Consider the following 18,863-nt stretch of genomic DNA (forward strand, 5'->3'; position numbering starts at 1 on the left):
TTATGAGCATTTTAATTAATCATAAATCAGGCGAAAACGTAAGTGTTAGCTGCTTTGGCGAAGTGCTGTGGGATTGTTTTGATTCAGGTAAACGCTTAGGTGGCGCGCCACTTAATATGTGTGTGCGTATCAACTCACTAGGCATTAAAGCCGATATGATCAGCGCTGTTGGCAACGACGAGTTAGGCGCTGAGCTACTAGGCGAAATTACTAGCAAAGGCGTAAGCTGCGAATACATTGCTATTAATAGTGACAAAAAAACCAGCACGGTTGAGGTAACACTCGACAGTGGCGGCTCAGCAAGTTATGAAATAGTGGCAGACACTGCGTGGGATAATATAGCGCTTACTGATGAGTTACTTAGTAAAGTTAAAAGTAGCGATGTATTTGTATTTGGCAGCCTAATTGGCCGAAGCGAAGCGTCTTTAGCAACGTTAAATCAACTAGTTGATGTAGCAAACTTTAAAGTATTTGACGTAAACCTACGTGCACCGCATTACAAGCTAGAAACACTTGTAGATTTAATGAATAAAGCAGACTTTATTAAATTAAACGATGAAGAGCTATACGAAATAGCAAAAGCGATGGGTTGTAAGTTTCATTCGCTTGAACAAAATTTAGCGTTTATAGCACAGCAAACAAATACCGATTACTTATGTGTAACCAAAGGTAGCCACGGTGCTTTATTAACAATCAAAGGCGAGAATTTTTATAATTCAGGTTATTTAATTAGCGTAATTGACACTGTTGGCGCAGGGGATTCGTTTTTAGGTTCGTTAATTTATCAGCTTTGTAGCAACGACGACGCGCAATATGCCGTTGACTTTGCATGTGCCGTTGGAGCAATGGTCGCCGAAAGTTCTGGCGCAACACCTACTTTAACGCATCAACAAATTAGTGAGTTTATGAACCCACTTTAAAAAACATTGTGTGTGAAAGCGGTTATAACGTAAAAGTTTAACCGCTTTTTTTGTGCCCAAAATAAGACGTGTGTAATAAATATTCAATGTGGAGCGTTAAGTGTGCAGGTTGCGTAAATAGTGGCTTATATCGATTATTGTATTAGCTAAACGTCTTATTGTTTGAGGGTTGAAGCTTTGTTATTGTTCGTCGATTATTCACGGATTGAAAAGGCGGGGCGACACACAATGCGCTCTATAACTAAAATACAAAAAGAGAAACGTGCTTTATGATCATCTTTTTTATCTGCCTCACTATTTTAATACTGGGCTATAAGTTTTACAGCCCATTTGTTGAAAAACAAGCCGGTTTGGATTCAACTGCTGACACACCACAAAAACGCTTTAGCGAAGGTGTTGATTACGTAGCTATTCACCCTGTACGAGCATTTTTAATTCAGTTTTTAAACATTGCTGGCGTAGGTCCAATATTTGGCCCAATTTTAGGTGCTTTATACGGACCAGTTGCACTAGTATGGATTGTACTTGGTAATGTTTTAGGTGGCGCTGTACACGACTTCTTCTCAGGTGTAATGAGTATAAAAGAAGACGGTAAAAGCCTACCAGAAATCGCAGGCCATTATTACAACGTCGTATTTAAAGGCTTTATGCTTGTATTTACTGCCATGCTACTGTTTTTTGTAGGTGTGGTATTTATTATGAGCCCTGCAGGTTTGCTAAGTAACCTTGATTTTTTTGAAGGTACAATACTGGCAAATAATACCTTTTGGGTACTCGCTATTTTAGCGTATTACTTTTTAGCTACCTTGCTACCAATTGATAAAATTATCACTAAGTTTTACCCAATTTTTGGTGCGCTAATGATTGTAATGACAGTGGCAATTGCTATTTCATTACTTATTAATGCGCCGCACTTACCGGTACCAAGTGACTTTTTAGCTTACTTTGAAGCTGATCACGCACATGACTTTTTAGAGCCAAACCCAGATGGATTACCAACATGGCCATTGTTATTTATAACAATTACCTGTGGTGCTATTAGTGGTTTTCACTCTACTCAAGCGCCAATTATTGCGCGCTGTTTAACTAACGAAAAATACGTACGTCCAGTTTACTACGGCGCTATGATGTGTGAAGGTATTGTAGGTTGTGTATGGGCACTTGCTGGTATTGCAGCGTTCCCAGATGGTTACGCGGGCTTAAAAGCATTGCTTGATCAAGGTGGTCCAGGTTTAGTTGTTAACCATGTAGCTAACAGTTACTTAGGTGTATTTGGCGGTATAATGGCAATTATTGCAGTAGCCGTTTTCCCAATTACTTCTGGTGATACAGCGTTCCGCTCATTACGTTTAACAGTTGTTGATGCGTTTAATATTCCGCAAAGCTTACGTAACCGCTTATTGGTAGCGGTACCTATACTTGCTATTGCATACTTTATGACGAAGCTCGATTTCTCGTTAATTTGGCGCTACTTTGCATTTTCAAACATGCTGCTTTCTACAAGCGTATTATGGCTTGCCACTAAGTACTTGTTTGACCGTGGAGCATTCCACTGGATTGCGAGTGTTCCTGCTGTTATAGCAACAGCGGTAACGGTTTCTTATATTGGCACTGCAGCAATTGGTCTTAACTTATCAAGCGATTTAGGTAAACCTATTGGCGCTGTAGTGACAGTGATTGGCTTAATTGTTTTAGCAATTGTGCACTCTAAGCATAAAGTTAAACCAACAGCGGTTTAATAATAATCACATAAGTTATTTCAAGCATTAAAAAAGCGAGCTATTCATAATCAATAGCTCGCTTTTTTTTGTGTACTAAATTTAGGTATTACTGAGTTGCAAGTTCAAAGTAACTGTTATCGTCGAGCGTTTTGCTTATCATCATAGCACCCTCAAGCAAGCTCACTGTTTGAATAGCCGCTTTAGTAGGGTTAAGCTCACCATTAGCTAGGTGCGCAGCGCTAAGCCATGTTAGGTTTTGATTAAAAAAGCGTTTTACTTCAAGGCGTACTTTATCTGGAAGGCTATCGCTTTCGGCTCCTAGTAACCCACATAAACACATTTTTCGGTCGGTAACTAATGCACTTCTAAAAAGCTGAGTGTACACATCAATAGGATTTTTACCGCTGGCTTTAAGCTTGCTTGGCTCGCCTAACGCAGCTAAAAAAGAATTAGTATATTGATGAGCAAGCTCTGCACCTAAATCGGCCTTAGTCGGAAAGTGATAGTGCACACTGGCGCTTTTAATTCCAACTTCGCTGGCAAGCTCTCTAAAGCTAAAATTGCTGTACCCGCCAAGGCGTACCTTGTTTTCAGCTGCTTTTAATAAAGCTTCTTTTTTACTCATTTTTAATATTTTCCTATCTGCAGTAATACCAATTTTATTAAAACATGATCATTGTATCGCATTAAATAACTCACTAACTGCGTTAAAAATTATTCATACAGAATAACTGCATGTCATGATTTTCGTCTTGTTATTGTGCTATTTTCTTAGCGCAATAATAGGTCATCTATTTAATGCAATTGGTACAGCAAAATTATCGACCAGTAGGTAGTTATTTACAAGCGTTTTTATTTTTAAGCAACCCCCTAATTTTATTATGAATTAAGTTAAATCCTATAAATCAGAAAAATTTAAACGTTGACTTAAATTTAGTTTAATATTATAAATTACCTATCGGTAGGTAGGTTACTGCCATTAATTCACTTTTAAACAATAAAGATAGAGATTGCTATGAAAATTTATGATGTAGAAAACTTTCCAAACCCACTTCGTGTTCGTATCGCTTTAGCTGAAAAAAATGCCACTGCAAATGTTGAGTTTGTACCTGTTGATTTATTAAATGGTGAGCACAGAACAGAAGCCTTCTTAGCTAAAAATCCATTAGCAGGTGTGCCCGTATTAGAGCTAGATGACGGCACGTTTATATCAGAAAGTACCGCTATTACTGAGTATATTGATACCGCATTTGAAGGCCCATCTTTAATGGGTGAAACCGCAAAAGAGCGTGCAGTAATTAACATGATGCAAAAACGCGCAGAATCTATGGTGCTTGACGCTGTGGCAACTTACTTTCATCATGCAACTGATGGCTTAGGTCCAGAGCTTGAAACGTATCAAAATGTGGCTTGGGGTGAAAAACAAGGCGAAAAAGCACGCCAAGGGTTTAGCTATTTTAATGATGTACTAGCGCAATCGGCATTTGTTGCTGGTGAACAATTTAGTATTGCTGATATAACATTGTATGCTGGACTGGTATTTGCTGGATTTGCACAAATAGCAATCCCGAATGAGTTAACCCATTTAGTTGCATGGCAAGAAAAAGTAGCAAAACGCCCAAGTGTTGCGGCTTAATTAGGTTATTAGTTTAAAATTTAAGTGGAGTTACGGTTAGGAGCCAAATATGAAAATTGCTGCCGATTTTAGTAAACGAGTTGTGGTACATAGCGAAACGCTCCCGTGGGTTGCATCGCCAATGGTGGGCGTTGATAGACGAGCACTAGATCGAGTAGGCGATGAAGTTGCTCGTGCAACAACAATTGTTCGCTACGCACCTGGCAGTGAATTTTCGCCGCATGTACATACAGGCGGTGAAGAGTTTGTTGTGCTTGAAGGGGTATTTCAAGATGAGCACGGTGACTTTGTGGCAGGTTCTTATATCCGTAATCCACCGCAATCAAAGCACAAACCGGGGTCTGAAAATGGCTGCGTTATATTTGTAAAGTTATGGCAGTTTCAGCCAGATGATCGAACCCACGTGCGTTTACAAACAGACTTGATGCAAAGTACGGCGCACCCTAGTTTTAAAAATGTAGCCGTAACCCCTTTATACAAAGACAGCTTTGAAGAGGTAAGCTTGCTGCACTTTAAGCCCAACGCCTGCATGGTTATAAACGCAAAAGGCGGAGCAGAGCTGCTAGTACTTGAAGGCTCATTTGATGAGCAAGCCGATACCCTTGTAAAAAACAGTTGGTTAAGAGTGCCTATTAACAGCTCTGTTAACGTTAAAGCGGGAAGTAATGGTGCAAAAGTATGGCTTAAAACGGGCCATTTAACTGATGTAGAAAACCAGATATCTCGCGTACAAAATGCGTAATTGAGTCGTTTATTTGAGACTATTTAATGATCTAACTCAGGACTATTTATTGATTTAGTTCAGGACTAATTAATTTTAGAAGGTGTACTTTTACCACTCAGCCTATTTAAGGAGAGCAGTGATGGTACACACAACACATGGTTTATCGATTGGTCTTGAACGTGCAGGAAGAGAGTTTTTTTTAAAACTTAAAGCCGTTGGTACGCTTACTCACGACGACTACAAAATAATTACCCCAATGATAAACTCAGCTCTTGGCGAAGTTAAGCACCCAGTCGTGAACGCCTTAATAGATGGTAGCGAACTTGAAGGTTGGGAACTACGCGCAGCGTGGGATGACTTAAAGTTAGGTGTTAAGCACTCTAAAGAATTTAAAAAAGTAGCTATTTACGGTAATAAAGAGTGGCAAGCTCGAATGGCAAAAATAGGTAACTGGTTCATATCGGGTGAGGTTCAATACTTTGAAAATGCTACCGCAGCCATAGATTGGCTAGATGAATAGCTTGATTGAAAAAATTAAATTAAAGCACTCTTATAGAGTGCTTTTTTGCTCTATGGGTAACGTTATTAAGTAGTTACATTCGCTTTATTTCAATTGTTAATACTGCTCTATTAAAATACACTCATTATTATTGAGCAAATTACATATTATAAAAACAATGAAACAAGTACTTACCTTTATTACATTCCTGATATTTTCTACATCAATACATGCAAAAGATAACAACATATTCACGCCGGTTAGCGATCTTTTTTTAGCTGTTTCTAACGTTGATCACTCGCAAATGCGTGCAGCCGTTGATGATTCATTTCTACTTTTAGAACACGGTGAAGTGTGGACTATTAATGACTTTATAAATGTAGTTAAGCCTTCTGACTTTATAAGAACTAATTATTTTAGTGTTATAAATTCGCGTGTAGTGGGTGATGTTGCATTTATTAATTACTGGAATAAAGCCAATATTAAAAACACTCAAAGAAGTATTGATATTTATTGGTTAGAAAGCGTTGTTGTATCAAAAGTGGGCGATAAATGGTTGTTATCGCAAATGCACTCTACTCGGTTACCCCAAGATGAAATACCTAAAGGTGTCACCTTTATAAAGCAATAGATCTAACTCTAATTTAAAGCCCTGTAATATGGGGCTTTAATCATTTAAATTACATCAGCCAGTACAGGTAATGCCCCTTTAGGGCTAATGTCGGCACTCTTTAGGCGCAATGCCAAAGGTTTGTTTAAATAGGCGACTAAAGTGGCTCGCGCTATTAAATCCAACATCAAAGCAAACTTTGCTAATTGCATGGCCTTGTAGTAATTGAGTACGCGCTTTTTTAAGTCTTAATTGTTGCTGCCAAAGGGCTGGGCTAGTGCCAAATGCGAGTTTAAATTGCTGATAAAACTTACTTCGGCTCATACAGGCTATTTTGCATAAGGTATTTATGTCGAGCGTTTCACTTAAGTGTTCTTCAATATAAAGCAGGGCATCGCTCACTTTTGTTTTAAGGCGTGGCTTATCGCAGCTAGCCAGCAATAGCTCGCGGCTTTGTTGTTGTAATAAACGGGTGATCAATTCGTTCAACGACAAATCAATCAAGTAATGTCGCTGTGCGCCTTGCTCACTAAATAAATGCACCATGCGCTCTAATAATTGCTGCGTTTGAATATTATGTTGGGTATGCACTAACTGAGGTACATATTCAAATAAGCCATCGTGTGCAAAATTTTGCTGCATGTTTAGTGCATTCGCCACGCTCGTTATTTTATCTGTGCTAATTTCAATGGCTAAACAGGTGGTTGGGGCGTGCATTGATGCCTGTGGAAAATCAATTAAGACACCTTGCTCTGGCGCTAATACAAACGACTCGTGTGGTAAAAATACTTTATGGTATTGGCTCCTTTCTACGTGCATTACCTTTTTGCCGCTTAGCATGGCACAAAACAGCAGCTCGTTTGAGTGCAGTGCTACCTTTTGCGCGCTTTGATACGTGTCGTAAATACTCAACTCACTGCTATCTGCAGCGAATGTGACTTTATTTTCTATTAATACATCAAGTTGTTGGCGTTTTTTGTTTAACTGAGATGTGTGCATATCAATCCTTTAGGTTTTTATTAGTTTGGACTCACAGACAACTTTTGTGGACAGCTAATCAAGTTTTTAGGTACTTGTTAGTTTAATGTCAATCAACATTGATTAAATATAAAGCATTTCGTTTTATATAAATGTTCGACCTTTAGCTAACAACAATAAAGAGAGCACACACATGATATATGCAAATCCAGGTAGCGATGGCGCACTCGTAAACTTTAAACAACAATACGGGAACTACATTGGCGGAGAGTGGGTGAAGCCAGTAAATGGCCAATACTTTGATAATATAAGCCCAGTAAACGGTAAGGTATTTTGCCAAATACCGCGTTCAGACAAAGACGACATAGAGCTGGCTCTCGACAAAGCGCATGCAGTGCGAGAGCAATGGGGCACAACGTCGGTGACCGACCGAAGTAACATACTGCTAAAAATAGCCGACCGAATTGAGCAAAACCTAGAGTTACTAGCTGTTGCCGAAACATGGGATAACGGTAAAGCAATTCGTGAAACACTCGCTGCTGATATTCCGCTAGCGGCAGATCACTTTCGCTACTTTGCAGGGTGCCTACGATCGCAAGACGGCACTATAGGTGAAATAGACGCAACCACCGTTGCGTATCATTTTCATGAGCCACTAGGGGTTGTTGGGCAAATTATTCCGTGGAACTTCCCTATTTTAATGGCCGCCTGGAAACTAGCGCCAGCACTTGCTGCAGGTAACTGTGTAATTTTAAAACCGGCTGAGCAAACACCAGCTTCTATTTTAGTTTTAATGGAGATAATTGGCGATTTACTCCCTGCAGGCGTATTAAATATAGTAAACGGCTTTGGTAAAGAAGCGGGTGAAGCACTGGCAACAAGCAAGCGTATCGCTAAAATTGCATTTACGGGTTCAACGCCTGTGGGCTCACATATTTTGAAATGCGCTGCTGAAAATATTATTCCTTCAACGGTCGAGCTCGGTGGTAAATCACCTAATATATTTTTTAATGATGTAATGGAAAAAGACGATGCGTTTTTATCCAAAGCTATTGAAGGCGCCGTGCTTGCTTACTTCAACCAAGGCGAGGTGTGTACGTGTCCATCAAGGCTGTTTATTCAAGAAGACATTTACGAGCAGTTTATTGAGCGAATACTCGAACGTACCTTAAAAATTAAACGCGGAAACCCGCTAGATAGCGAAACTATGGTTGGCGCACAAGCTTCAAAAGCGCAATTTGATAAAATACTGAGCTACATTGAAATAGGCAAAAAAGAAGGCGCTGAAGTACTCACTGGCGGTAATGTAGAGCAGCTAAGTGATGACTTAAACGGTGGTTACTACATACAACCTACGTTATTAAAGGGCACAAACGATATGCGTGTGTTCCAAGAAGAAATTTTTGGCCCTGTTATTTCAATGTCGACCTTTAAAGATGAAGCCGAAGCACTCGAGCTTGCCAACAGCTCTGAGTTTGGTTTAGGTGCAGGTGTGTGGAGCAGAAACATGAATCGTGCTTATCGTATGGGTCGCAAAATAGAAGCAGGGCGAGTGTGGACTAACTGTTATCACATGTACCCAGCACACGCTGCGTTTGGTGGTTATAAAAAATCAGGAATAGGGCGCGAAACGCACAAACTGGCACTGGAGCACTACCAACAAACTAAAAACCTATTAGTGAGCTACAGCGAGGATCCGCTCGGCTTCTTTTAAATAAAGAGCCTAAGCTTTAAATAAACAACCATTAAGTAATAATGCCAGCGCTACCTATTTGTAGCGCTTTTTTTATAGGCAATCAACCGTTGATAATGGCCATGTAGTCCAACATTTTAGCGTTGCAGAAAATAACATTATAATGACGGTGTTTACGAGTCCTACTTAAAAAGCGCTAATTTAGCGAGTTGTAGTGGTGTAAATATAAGGAGCCTTTAAATAATATTTTTATCCTTCCTCAGTTAAGTAAATTTCTATTTGTAGATCATTACCAAAACAAAGTGCCTCAATGCATCTAATCCACTAAATATGAACTTTTCCAAGCTTATTCATTATCAAAACAATTAGGTTAGCTTTTCTAATGTTTGTATTAACTGCTTAGTCCACTATATTTACTTCTTGTTTACAGTTGTTTTTTCGTTGTAAGCAAATAATCTGAAAGTTTTTATAACAACGATAGGTCTATTAAATTGATAAAACGGCGATATTGCTTATCTCCATTGTGCTTGTTTATCAAAATATGAGTGTTTTTATACCAATTCGCTTAATTAAGTGATTTATTTTGAGTATGGAAAAACGTGTTGATAGCTAGGCAAAAAATTCGCTATTTAGTTGTTCTAAATGAGAATTTTTAACGCAGGTAGCGACACGTTTAGCCCCGCAAAATGATTAAGTATTATTGCGGATTGGTATTATTAACAATCATTGATAAAACAAGAAAAATTTTTTAATCCGGAGCATAAAAATGAAAAAAGTAAATTTAACTAAGGCTTTATTAATCGGCGCATCAGCAGCAGTTTTGAGCGCGGGTGCTGTGGCAGGTCCAAACAGTCAATTAACTGTTGCAGAAGGTGCTTCAGCAAAAGTACAAGAGCAATTTAAAGGCTGGGTAGCCGGTGATAAAGTTCGCGGTCGTAAAGATAAATGTTTTGGTATTGCTTTAGCGGGTGAAAACGATTGTAAAGCAGGTGCAGGAACAAGTTGTGAAGGCACTTCAACGACAGACTTCCAAGCTAATGCATGGACATATGCACCTAAAGGTGTATGTGAATCAATTGTAACTCCTAATGGTAAAGGTTCGCTTGAAGGTTAATAAAGCAGGTTTTCCCCAGCACATTGTTGCTGGGGAGCAATTAGGCGCGGGTCTCAGTTTAAAACCAGAACATCTTAACGACATTTTAGCTTTACCCGTAGAGCTGCCATCTACAAATAATAATCTTTGGTTTGAAGTGCATACAGAAAATTATTTTGTGGCAGGTGGTCCTCGGTTAAATTATTTGAGAGCTGTACGTGAAAACTTTGATATCAGTTTTCATGGTGTTGGCGGCTCTTTAGGCTCTGATCATAAAGCTATGCTTGCTCATACTAAACGGGTAAAAGCGCTAATTGATGAATTTCAGCCAGTGCTGGTATCTGAACACGCTGTATGGTCTAAGTCGGATGGCAAATATTTTGCAGACTTAATGCCGTTACCTCGCACCCAAGATGCACTTGCGTCTTTAACTAATGGTATTGATTGTTACCAGACGGGCATTGGCCAGTCAATCTTAGTTGAAAACCCAAGTAACTATTTAGATTTTATAAGTGATATGGATGAACCTCAATTTTTAGTTGAGGCAGCGAAGCGTACTGGATGCGGCTTACTTATCGATATTAATAACTTATATATCAGTAGTAAAAACACGGGTATTGATGCGCTTGATTATTTAAAGCAGATCCCCGCTGAGCTTGTTGGAGAAATTCATATTGCAGGACACGATCCTGATCCAGTTCTTGGTCAGTCACTATTGATAGACAGCCATGGCGCACCAGTGGCAACGCCTGTTTGGGATTTGCTAGAACAAGCAATTGAGATATTTGGTCAGCGACCAGTACTTGTTGAGCGAGATGCGAATATTCCATCGTTTGAAGAGCTTATGATCGAGCGGGAAACTGCGCAAAGCTATTTGAATCAAAGTGAGCTACAAAGTCGCTTAAATATATCTCATAAAGAAGTGGTTCGCTGATGAGTACCAACCAATATATTGATGCTTTTACTCGCTATTTGCGAACGGGCGATCCAAGTGAAATGGAGCATTTTTGCGAAAATCCATCGCATATTAAAAGGTTAGCTGTGTATCGTAACGGGTTTTATAAAGGCTGTGTTGATGCATTAATAGCTAACTTTCCTATGTGTGAAAAAAAAGTAGGTAGTGAGAACTTTCGTAAAATGGCACGACTTTATGTTGACCGTTTTCCGCCAGAGCAGGGCACTTTGGTGGGATACGGACTAAGCTTTCCTGGCTTTGTAACTGATTTGATTAAAGATGGTGAAATTGAAAATAAACATATTTTAGAAGTTACTGAAAATCAGCAAAGTGCATCAAATTTATATATGAACTTAGTTGATATTGCGCATTTAGATTACGCGTGGTTAATGAGTTTGATGAGCGCTGATTCAACTGAAACTTTAACTATAGAATATGTTACTCAACTAATGGAACAAGGTACTGAGCTTACTGAACTTAATGTAAAGGTTAACTCCAGCGTACTGTTACTTAGTGTGAGTGAAGACGCTTTTTTAGAATGGATTTCGCTAAAAACAAATAATAATGATGGCGTTGTAACTAAATCCTCTGCTGAGGATTTTATTATGTTATGGCGTTTGCAAGGTGCGGTGCAAGCCCGCTCTCTTTCTATCGCAGAAGTTGCACTTATGCAGGCTCTACAGGGTACAGGTAGGTCTTTAGGTGAAGCTTTTGATGCAGCAATAACGGTAGATGAACACTTTGAAGTGAGTGATGCTTTTACAGCATGCTTACAAAATGAATTATTAGAAATCCAAATCAATTAGTACATATTACAAGAGTAGGAATAAATATGGGCATGATAAAAAAAATACAACAACTGTACGTGCAGATGGGAGAACAGTTATCGCGGTTCTTGGAACCTATAGCACTGTTTTTTCTTCGTTTTATGGTTGCTAAAGTATTCCTCGACTCGGGATTGAGCAAATGGGATGGCTTTTTACAATTTAATGTTGATAAATACGACCTATTTAAATATGAATTTTTCTGTCCTGATCCAGTTAGAGAAGGTGCTTTGCAGCTTTGTAATCCTCAAACCTTAGATTATGTTGATGGCTCATTTCTTGTAAAAGTAATTGAAACGCTTGCTGTAGTTGCTGGTGTTGTTGAGGTGTTACTTCCAATATTACTGATTATCGGTTTGTTTTCTCGCTTTGCAGCGTTAGGCCTTATTGGTATGACGCTGTTTATCCAGCTTGCAGTTTTTCCTACACTCGATCATTGGATTAATCCTGCTTCGTGGTGGGCTGTTTCATTATTAGTGATATTTGCTCGTGGACCTGGCTTTTTATCTATTGATAAGTTGCTTGGATTAGACGCAAAACGTGCAAGTGCTAAGTAAGCTTTTATATATTAAACGTTAAACGTAACCGGCACGCTAATATCACTTAGGTGCCGGTTATTATTTAGATTAAAGTTAAAAATACACTTATACAAATTAACTCAATAAATTGTGCTGATTTAATATAGCTAACCCCAACCCTGATATTTTCTAATAAAAATACCAAGCCATGCCTAATAGGATTTCCCAATGGAAATAGGATTACTCATTCTTCTTTTCTCAGTTAGTGCTTACGCTATGCTAGCTAAAAAGCTGTCCACAACCATTATTACCGCACCAATGGTATTTTTGGGTATTGGTTTTGCGGTTTCTCAACTTGGGTTTATTAGTATTGGAGACGCACATGAAACCGTATATTTAATAGCAGAAATATCGCTAGTTGTATTATTGTTTTTAGATGCTTCACAAATAAACCTACGAAGATTAAAAAGGCAAAATACGTGGCCTCTAAGAATGCTATTGATAGGTTTGCCGTTGAGTATTTTGATTGGTACAGGCTTTGCTTATTTATTCTTCCCACAGTGGCCTTGGGCAATGCTAGCCCTAGTTGCGGCAATTTTAGCACCTACTGATGCTGCTTTAGGTCAAGCGGTTGTTAGTAATGAGAGCGTACCTTTAAACGAGCGACAAAGTCTATCTGTTGAAAGTGGCTTAAATGACGGGCTAGCATTACCCGTTATTTTATTTTTTGCCAGTATAGTTGCTATGGAAACCGGTTCTCAAGAAAATGAAATGTCATGGTTAGTGTTTGGATTTAGCCAAATATTTATAGGTATTTTGGTTGGCGCATTAATGGGATACTCGAGCGGACGTTTATTTTTATACTCTGAGTCAAAAAAAATATCATCGACTATATATGAAGGGATTGGCGTTTTAGCACTTACCGGCACATCATATTTAATGGCTACTTTAATGGGTGGAAATGGATTTATATCAGCGTTTGTTGCAGGTTTAGCTTTTGGTAATAGTGTAAAAGGGCATTGCCGATTTATATACCAATTTACTGAAAGCGAAGGGCAAATGTTAATATGGTCTTCGTTTGTTATTATTGGGCTTGGTTTACTGCCTTCAGCTATTGAGCATTTAACCTTCCCCGTTGCTGGTTATATTCTGGTGAGTATTTTTATAGTGCGCCCTCTTGCTATTTACCTATCGTTAATTGGTACAAAAGCAAAGACATTAACAAAAGTGTTTATGGGTTTCTTTGGACCACGAGGTCTTGCCACAGCGCTTTTTGCACTTATTATTTCTAAAGATATTTTAGGCCAGTACGGTCACTCAGTTTTAATTATTGCGATTAACGCTGTATGGATGAGTACTTTAATACACGGTATTGCAGCAGCACCTATGGCTAATTGGTATGGCGCTAAAATTAAAGTGCTAAAAATTAAATCAAGAGAGCTCGCTAGGTTAAAAAACAGAAAGTAGCAATTGAACCAAAATAGGAACTCAGCTATGGTTTGTGCACAAATAGAATGAATTTAACGCGGGTGTTTTTGTAAACTCGGTTATGGCACGGAGAGCTTATGAATTCCCCAGAGCTAGAAACAGCACGTCTGATACTTACTAGCTTATCAGCAAGCGATAGTGAAGCACTTCTAAATATCTATTCAGATGCAGAAGTTGTTAAATTTTACGATATAGAGGCTTATAAGTCAGAAGCTCAATCAGCTAAATTAATTGATTTTTTCAATGCTCGCTTCACTGAGAATATTGGTATTCGATGGGCTATTCGTCTAAAGACTACAGGTAAGTTAATTGGCACTTGCGGCTTTAATACATGGAACCAAAAGATGAAAAATGCCAGCATAGGGTACGAAATAGCTTCTGAGTATTGGGGGTGTGGGTTTGCCTCTGAAGCATTACATGAGGTTATTAATGCTGCATTCTCAAATCAACTTCTATTCGGTGAACTATACCGAATTCAAGGAGATACTATGATTGGCAATCTTGCCTCAGAGTCGGTCTTGAAAAAGCTAGGCTTCAAAGAAGAAGGTATTCGCCGTGCAAGTGGTTACTGGAAAAATGAGTTTCATGACTTGAGGTGCTATGGGTTATTAAAGCCTGAATTTAAACAATAATTACAAAGTATAAAAGTTACTCCTACCGCAGCTCTATTTTGGTAAATAATTAAATGGATTTTTATGACTATAAAAAAAACAACAACCAACTATGTATTACTCGCTGCTTTTCTAATATCACCTATTGTTAATGCAGCTAAAAACCAAGCATTACCAGCCACGCCTGAGCAGTGGCGCAGCATAACAGAGCGCGATATTAACGCGGCTTATAGTATTACCGCACATAATCACCCTGGTATGTTTGATAGTAATAACCCAACTTTCCCTGATTTATTAAATCAAGCAAAAGCGGAGGCACTTACATTGTCGGCTCAAGCGAGTGGGCCGCAGGCGCATGTAGCGGCAATTGCGCGCTTTAGCACTATTTTACAAGATGGTCACGCTGGTGCGTTTTCAAGTGTAGATAGACCCGCGCGCCGCTGGCCGGGCTTTAGAGCTGTATGGCGAGGTGACGCGCTAAAAGTGTATTACAGCGAAACCAAAAATATTAGCAAAGGCGACGTTGTAAGCCAATGTGATGGGCAAAGCACTGATACCTTAATGCGTGAGATAATATTTAAGTTTCATGGTGAAGTTGCACAACCTGGGCATTGGTGGCAGCAAGGTTGGCGGTTACTAATTGACGAGGGCAATCCATTTTTAACCCCTCTAAAAGAATGCGAATTTGTTAAAGCCAATGGCAATACCTATACACAAGTACTCAATTGGTCAGTAAGGCCTAAGTCAGCAAGCAGGCATTTAGAAAATGCTTATAACGGTGATGAACTCCCCATTGATTTAACGTGGCCTGATAAAAACATTGCTTGGATTGCTATGCCTAGCTTTTCATCAACAGATAAACAAACTGCTGCATACAATAAAGTGTTTGAAAAAATACAACAGCAGCGTAGCAAGTTACTTACTGCAAAAGCCGTGGTATTAGATTTGCGTCATAACCAAGGCGGCTCATCTTATTGGAGCTCACAAATAGCCAAAGAATTATGGGGTGAAAAGGTAGTAGAACAAAAAGCAAATGATAAATCTCAAAACACGCAAGTGTGGTGGAGAGCATCAAAAGATAATACTGACTATGTAGAGTCTTTATTTGGTGTTGTAAAAGATCAACCCGAAGTACTGAAAACGCTTAAAACCGTAGCTGCTGGTATGGCTTTATCACTTAAAAATGATGCCCCATTTTATGTAGAACAAGAAACTAATACGCTAATTAACATGCCGCAAAAGCCTTTAGCGAGTGACTTTAAAACCAAAGTGTTTGTTATAGTGCCGCCGCAGTGCGCCAGTGCTTGTTTAGATGCGCTTGATAAGTTTAAGCTTTTTGACAATACAACGTTATTTGGTGCACCAAGTAGTGCTGATTCTATGTATATGGAGGTACGTTTAGCTGATTTACCTTCAGGCTTCGGTAAAGTTGTAGTGCCAAATAAAGTATATGTAAATAGAGCTCGTGGAGCAGGAGATTTTTACAAGCCGGATGTTGCGTATAACGGCCTTGATTGGACAACTAATGTGTTGCTTGAGCAAATAAAAACACTATAAAAAAAAGCCGCTTGTTATAACAAGCGGCTTAACCTTCTAACTAGGAAATAGTTTAGAACGTGTAACGAGCACCAATTGAGTAACGCGGACCGTATTGATTAGCAAATAAGAACTGCTCTTCGTAACGTCCGTAACCTTCTTCGGTTGCATTGTTTAAGTTTATGCCATCAAAAAATACCGTTACGTTTTCGTTTACATCGTAGTTTACGCTCATATCCCATTGGCCATACGCTTTAGCATATTGCGGAGGCGCATCAGCTGAACCTTGTGCTTGGCCTACACCAATTAGGTACGAGTCGCGCCATGCGTAAGTAATCTTAACCGATAGGCCGTCTTTTTCGTAAAAGCCTTGGAAGTTAGCTGAGTCACTTAAGCCTGTAAGCGGTGCTTGTTGATCTAGGCTTTCGCTATCAAATTCAACGTCGCCATCTACAAATGTTGCGTTAACACCAATACCAAAACCGGTTTCACCAATTAAGTGCTGAACAGCTACTTCAAAACCATCTACCGATTTACTGTCGGTGTTTTGTGGCTGGCTAATATTCCATGTAATTAGCGGATCGTCGCTGTTTGGTTCAATAACGCCATTTGCATTACCGTAACCGCTGGCAATCATTTGTGCAAAAATAGCGTCGGTTGTTGCTTGCTCGCCACGTGATTCAATATCGCTTACGGCTTGTAAGTAACGAGGGCCGTTTAAAATATCGTGCAAGCCATCAATAGTGGTTTGCGTAATGGTGGTTTGAATAAAGTTATCAACATCTTTTTTAAAGTAACCAACAGATGCGTAGCTGCCTTCTGCGTAGTAATACTCAAGTGATAAATCAAGGTTTGTTGATTCAAACGGTAATAAGTTTGTATTACCTTGGCCACCTGTACGAGAACCTGGTTTTGGGCTGCCTGTTAAACTACGACCACCGGCTAGATTACCTAGTGGTGCACGCGACATTGTTTTACCCCAAGATACGCGGGCTACTACGTCTTCAGTTAAATCAACACTTACGTCGATTGAAGGCAGTAAAACATCGTAATCACCTTGTTGCTCTAAGAAGTTATCATCGCCGCCCGCAGCGTATTGCATGATCCACTCTGAAGCGCTTATCCAATTAACTTGATCTTCAACGCGTTGACGTACAGTACTGGTTACGTCTGTTTGCTCATAGCGTAGGCCTGCATTTACTTTTACGTAGTAGTTACTTACGTCAAACTCCCAGCTTGATTGAACATAAAAGCTATTAGTGATTTCTTCTACGTAGCTCTCGCTATCTATTCCGTCTGCGTATGCATTAGCGGCATATGCATCGCCACCTGTTACATCTGCCGTTAAGTAAGCAATTTGGCGTGCAACAGCTTCGTCAAAGTCATAGGTATAGTAGTAACCAGGTTGTAAGTCACTGCCGCCGCCATCAAACTGATCTAAAAGGCCTGATGTATCATTACGGGTAAACATGCCGTCTGGGAATATTTCTGTATATGATGGGTTAAAACCTGGGCCACCTACTAAACCACTCCACGCGGTGTAACCACCTGTGTTTTGTTCTGTACGTGATGCGCCAAATTTAACTTTAACTAAACCAATGTCATAACTTTCGTTATACCATGTTGTATGTAGCTGTAATTGTTCAATGTTTGATTCACCCGGTGAGTGAGTAAACTGACTAAAGTTTGAATCAATTTCGCCAGGTGTTAATTCACTTGTGCCATTTAACCAATTAACTTGTGCACTAGGTACTTCGCCCGTGCGGTAATCATAAATTTTATTAGCTAGCTGATCAGACCCTAAAATTACTTGGCCTGCACTTCCCAGCCCGTTGTCGGCGCCGTTATCGGTTTCGTTTTTAGAGTCGTGGTAATCAAGCTCTACGTGCCACGTGTCGCTAATTTCCCAATCTAGGTTTAAACCAAGAGAGCGGGCTTTTACTTCTGTAGTGCCTTTATTAGCTGTGAATGACGCGTCATTACCGCTAATGTCTGCATATACTGCAGTGCCATTTTCATCTAGTTCGTAGCCATTTATATTGCTACCAAAGTCGTTCCAAATACCCCAACCAATGCTTTGAGAGCCAGTTACAGCTTTACTTGCTGTGTAATCAAGTGTTGCTACAAAGCCATCGACCGGTGCGTATTGAAAAGTAACTTGCCCATTTGTACGTTCACGCTCTACATCTTCAATAGAGTAGTTCATGTCTTTAGGGAAGTAGTAGTTACCTGCAGAATCTGTGCGGTTATCAACTACGTTGCTGCTATCTAATTCAGGTAAGTCTACGTTTGCCTGCCAGCCTTGAATATTGGCACTTTGTTTTTGAAAGTCACGCTCTTGGTGCGAAAATGAAAAACCGAAACCAAAAGTGTCATCTACAAAGGTATTGCTGTAAACAGTAGAAAACTCTGGTGTTACGTCATCGCCAGCTTCGTTCGACGAGTCGTGGTTTGCTTTAACGGTTGCCGAAAAATTTTGACCTGGCTTTTGAAAAGGTCGCGCAGTAGAAATATTAACCGTTGCACCTAAGCCACCGCTTGGCACGTCTGCACGAGCTGTTTTAAACACTTCAAGCGCACTTACGCCTTCAGAGGCAACGTTTTCAAGGTTATACGAGCGTGTATAACCTGTGCCCGGCATTTGGCGGCCATTTAAGGTAATCAAGTTAAACTCTGGACCAAAACCACGTACTGTAATTTGGCTACCTTCACCGTTAGCGCGGCTTACCGATACACCGGTAATACGCTGTAATGATTCTGCTAAGTTTGTATCTGGGAATTTACCCATTTCTTCAGACGAGATAGCATCTACAATACCCGAAGAGTCGCGTTTCATATCCATAGAACGAATAAGTGAACCACGAATACCTTTTACTTCAATAATTTCTACATCAGGCTTTGCTGATATGTCTGCTTCTGCAGCGATAGCTGTGTTTAATGTGCTCGCAGCAATGATGAGAGACACAGAAGCCGCAAGTTGGCTCTTTTTAAAATTGAATGTGTTCATAATAGCTCTGCTTTATAAAATGTTGTTGTGTAGCAATAGGCGCTAAGCGC

The 18,863-nt window shown here is 39.7% G+C and carries 17 protein-coding genes; 14 read left to right on the forward strand and 3 right to left on the reverse strand.

All coding sequences use genetic code 11. From position 1 onward, the window contains the following. The first annotated feature begins 2 nt into the window (after positions 1–2). Positions 3–920, forward strand: coding sequence for a carbohydrate kinase family protein (locus I6E72_RS16360; protein ID WP_007584308.1), 918 nt, complete (start codon positions 3–5; stop codon positions 918–920). A 269-nt stretch (positions 921–1,189) separates the two neighbouring features. Next, positions 1,190–2,659, forward strand: coding sequence for a carbon starvation CstA family protein (locus tag I6E72_RS16365; protein ID WP_165721703.1), 1,470 nt, complete (start codon positions 1,190–1,192; stop codon positions 2,657–2,659). 88 nt (positions 2,660–2,747) lie between these two features. Here I6E72_RS16365 and I6E72_RS16370 read toward each other — a convergent pair whose 3' ends face one another. After that, complete coding sequence (locus I6E72_RS16370) at positions 2,748–3,266, reverse strand: TetR/AcrR family transcriptional regulator (protein ID WP_165721702.1); 519 nt, start codon at positions 3,264–3,266, stop codon at positions 2,748–2,750. A 390-nt stretch (positions 3,267–3,656) separates the two neighbouring features. Between I6E72_RS16370 and I6E72_RS16375 the strand changes: the two genes are divergently transcribed. From I6E72_RS16375 to I6E72_RS16390, 4 genes are all read left to right on the forward strand, one after another. Further along, entirely contained in the window at positions 3,657–4,277 is a 621-nt protein-coding gene (locus tag I6E72_RS16375) for a glutathione S-transferase family protein (protein WP_024593260.1), read from the forward strand. A 49-nt stretch (positions 4,278–4,326) separates the two neighbouring features. Beyond that, on the forward strand, positions 4,327–5,019 hold the full coding sequence (locus I6E72_RS16380) for a cupin domain-containing protein (protein ID WP_121954411.1): 693 nt from the start codon (positions 4,327–4,329) through the stop codon (positions 5,017–5,019). Between the two features lie 121 nt (positions 5,020–5,140). Next, positions 5,141–5,521 (forward strand): STAS/SEC14 domain-containing protein, encoded by a 381-nt coding sequence (locus I6E72_RS16385; RefSeq protein ID WP_002960091.1) that lies wholly within the window; start codon positions 5,141–5,143, stop codon positions 5,519–5,521. 157 nt (positions 5,522–5,678) lie between these two features. Next, positions 5,679–6,131, forward strand: a complete 453-nt coding sequence (locus I6E72_RS16390) for a nuclear transport factor 2 family protein (protein WP_024597778.1) — start codon at positions 5,679–5,681, stop codon at positions 6,129–6,131. An 84-nt stretch (positions 6,132–6,215) separates the two neighbouring features. On the opposite strand, the gene I6E72_RS16395 is transcribed toward I6E72_RS16390, so the two are convergent. After that, positions 6,216–7,109, reverse strand: a complete 894-nt coding sequence (locus I6E72_RS16395) for an AraC family transcriptional regulator (protein WP_197113161.1) — start codon at positions 7,107–7,109, stop codon at positions 6,216–6,218. A 172-nt stretch (positions 7,110–7,281) separates the two neighbouring features. On the opposite strand from I6E72_RS16395, the gene exaC reads away from it, so the two are divergent. The 8 genes from exaC (at position 7,282) to I6E72_RS16435 (ending at position 15,827) form a co-directional block, all read left to right on the forward strand. Then, positions 7,282–8,802, forward strand: a complete 1,521-nt coding sequence (exaC, locus tag I6E72_RS16400) for an acetaldehyde dehydrogenase ExaC (RefSeq protein ID WP_007584266.1) — start codon at positions 7,282–7,284, stop codon at positions 8,800–8,802. Positions 8,803–9,547: 745 nt separating this feature from the next. Continuing rightward, entirely contained in the window at positions 9,548–9,895 is a 348-nt protein-coding gene (locus I6E72_RS16405) for a BufA1 family periplasmic bufferin-type metallophore (protein ID WP_076924258.1), read from the forward strand. Continuing rightward, on the forward strand, positions 9,885–10,808 hold the full coding sequence (bufB, locus tag I6E72_RS16410; protein WP_197113163.1) for an MNIO family bufferin maturase: 924 nt from the start codon (positions 9,885–9,887) through the stop codon (positions 10,806–10,808). The genes I6E72_RS16405 and bufB overlap by 11 nt, the downstream gene beginning before the upstream one ends. Beyond that, on the forward strand, positions 10,808–11,635 hold the full coding sequence (locus tag I6E72_RS16415; RefSeq protein ID WP_197100831.1) for an HvfC/BufC N-terminal domain-containing protein: 828 nt from the start codon (positions 10,808–10,810) through the stop codon (positions 11,633–11,635). Before bufB ends, I6E72_RS16415 begins: the two co-directional genes overlap by 1 nt. A 32-nt stretch (positions 11,636–11,667) precedes the next feature. Further along, positions 11,668–12,210: a DoxX family protein gene (locus tag I6E72_RS16420; RefSeq protein ID WP_231620580.1), complete on the forward strand. Its 543-nt coding sequence runs from the start codon at positions 11,668–11,670 to the stop codon at positions 12,208–12,210. A gap of 189 nt (positions 12,211–12,399) precedes the next feature. Then, the gene (locus I6E72_RS16425; RefSeq protein ID WP_197113165.1) at positions 12,400–13,638 is read left to right on the forward strand and encodes a cation:proton antiporter; all 1,239 of its coding nucleotides are present in this window, start codon (positions 12,400–12,402) and stop codon (positions 13,636–13,638) included. A gap of 98 nt (positions 13,639–13,736) precedes the next feature. After that, positions 13,737–14,291: a GNAT family N-acetyltransferase gene (locus tag I6E72_RS16430; protein WP_197113167.1), complete on the forward strand. Its 555-nt coding sequence runs from the start codon at positions 13,737–13,739 to the stop codon at positions 14,289–14,291. A 63-nt stretch (positions 14,292–14,354) separates the two neighbouring features. Continuing rightward, a complete protein-coding gene (locus I6E72_RS16435; protein ID WP_197113169.1) occupies positions 14,355–15,827 on the forward strand; it encodes a S41 family peptidase in 1,473 nt (490 codons plus the stop codon). A gap of 52 nt (positions 15,828–15,879) precedes the next feature. Here I6E72_RS16435 and I6E72_RS16440 read toward each other — a convergent pair whose 3' ends face one another. Then, positions 15,880–18,813 carry a TonB-dependent receptor gene (locus I6E72_RS16440; RefSeq protein WP_197113171.1) on the reverse strand — a complete coding sequence of 978 codons (2,934 nt, stop codon included), beginning with the start codon at positions 18,811–18,813 and terminating at the stop codon, positions 15,880–15,882. Between the last annotated feature and the right edge of the window lie 50 nt (positions 18,814–18,863).

The sequence above is a fragment of the Pseudoalteromonas sp. NSLLW24 genome, assembly GCF_015864725.1.
In the GTDB taxonomy this organism is placed as follows: Bacteria; Pseudomonadota; Gammaproteobacteria; order Enterobacterales; family Alteromonadaceae; genus Pseudoalteromonas; species Pseudoalteromonas arctica.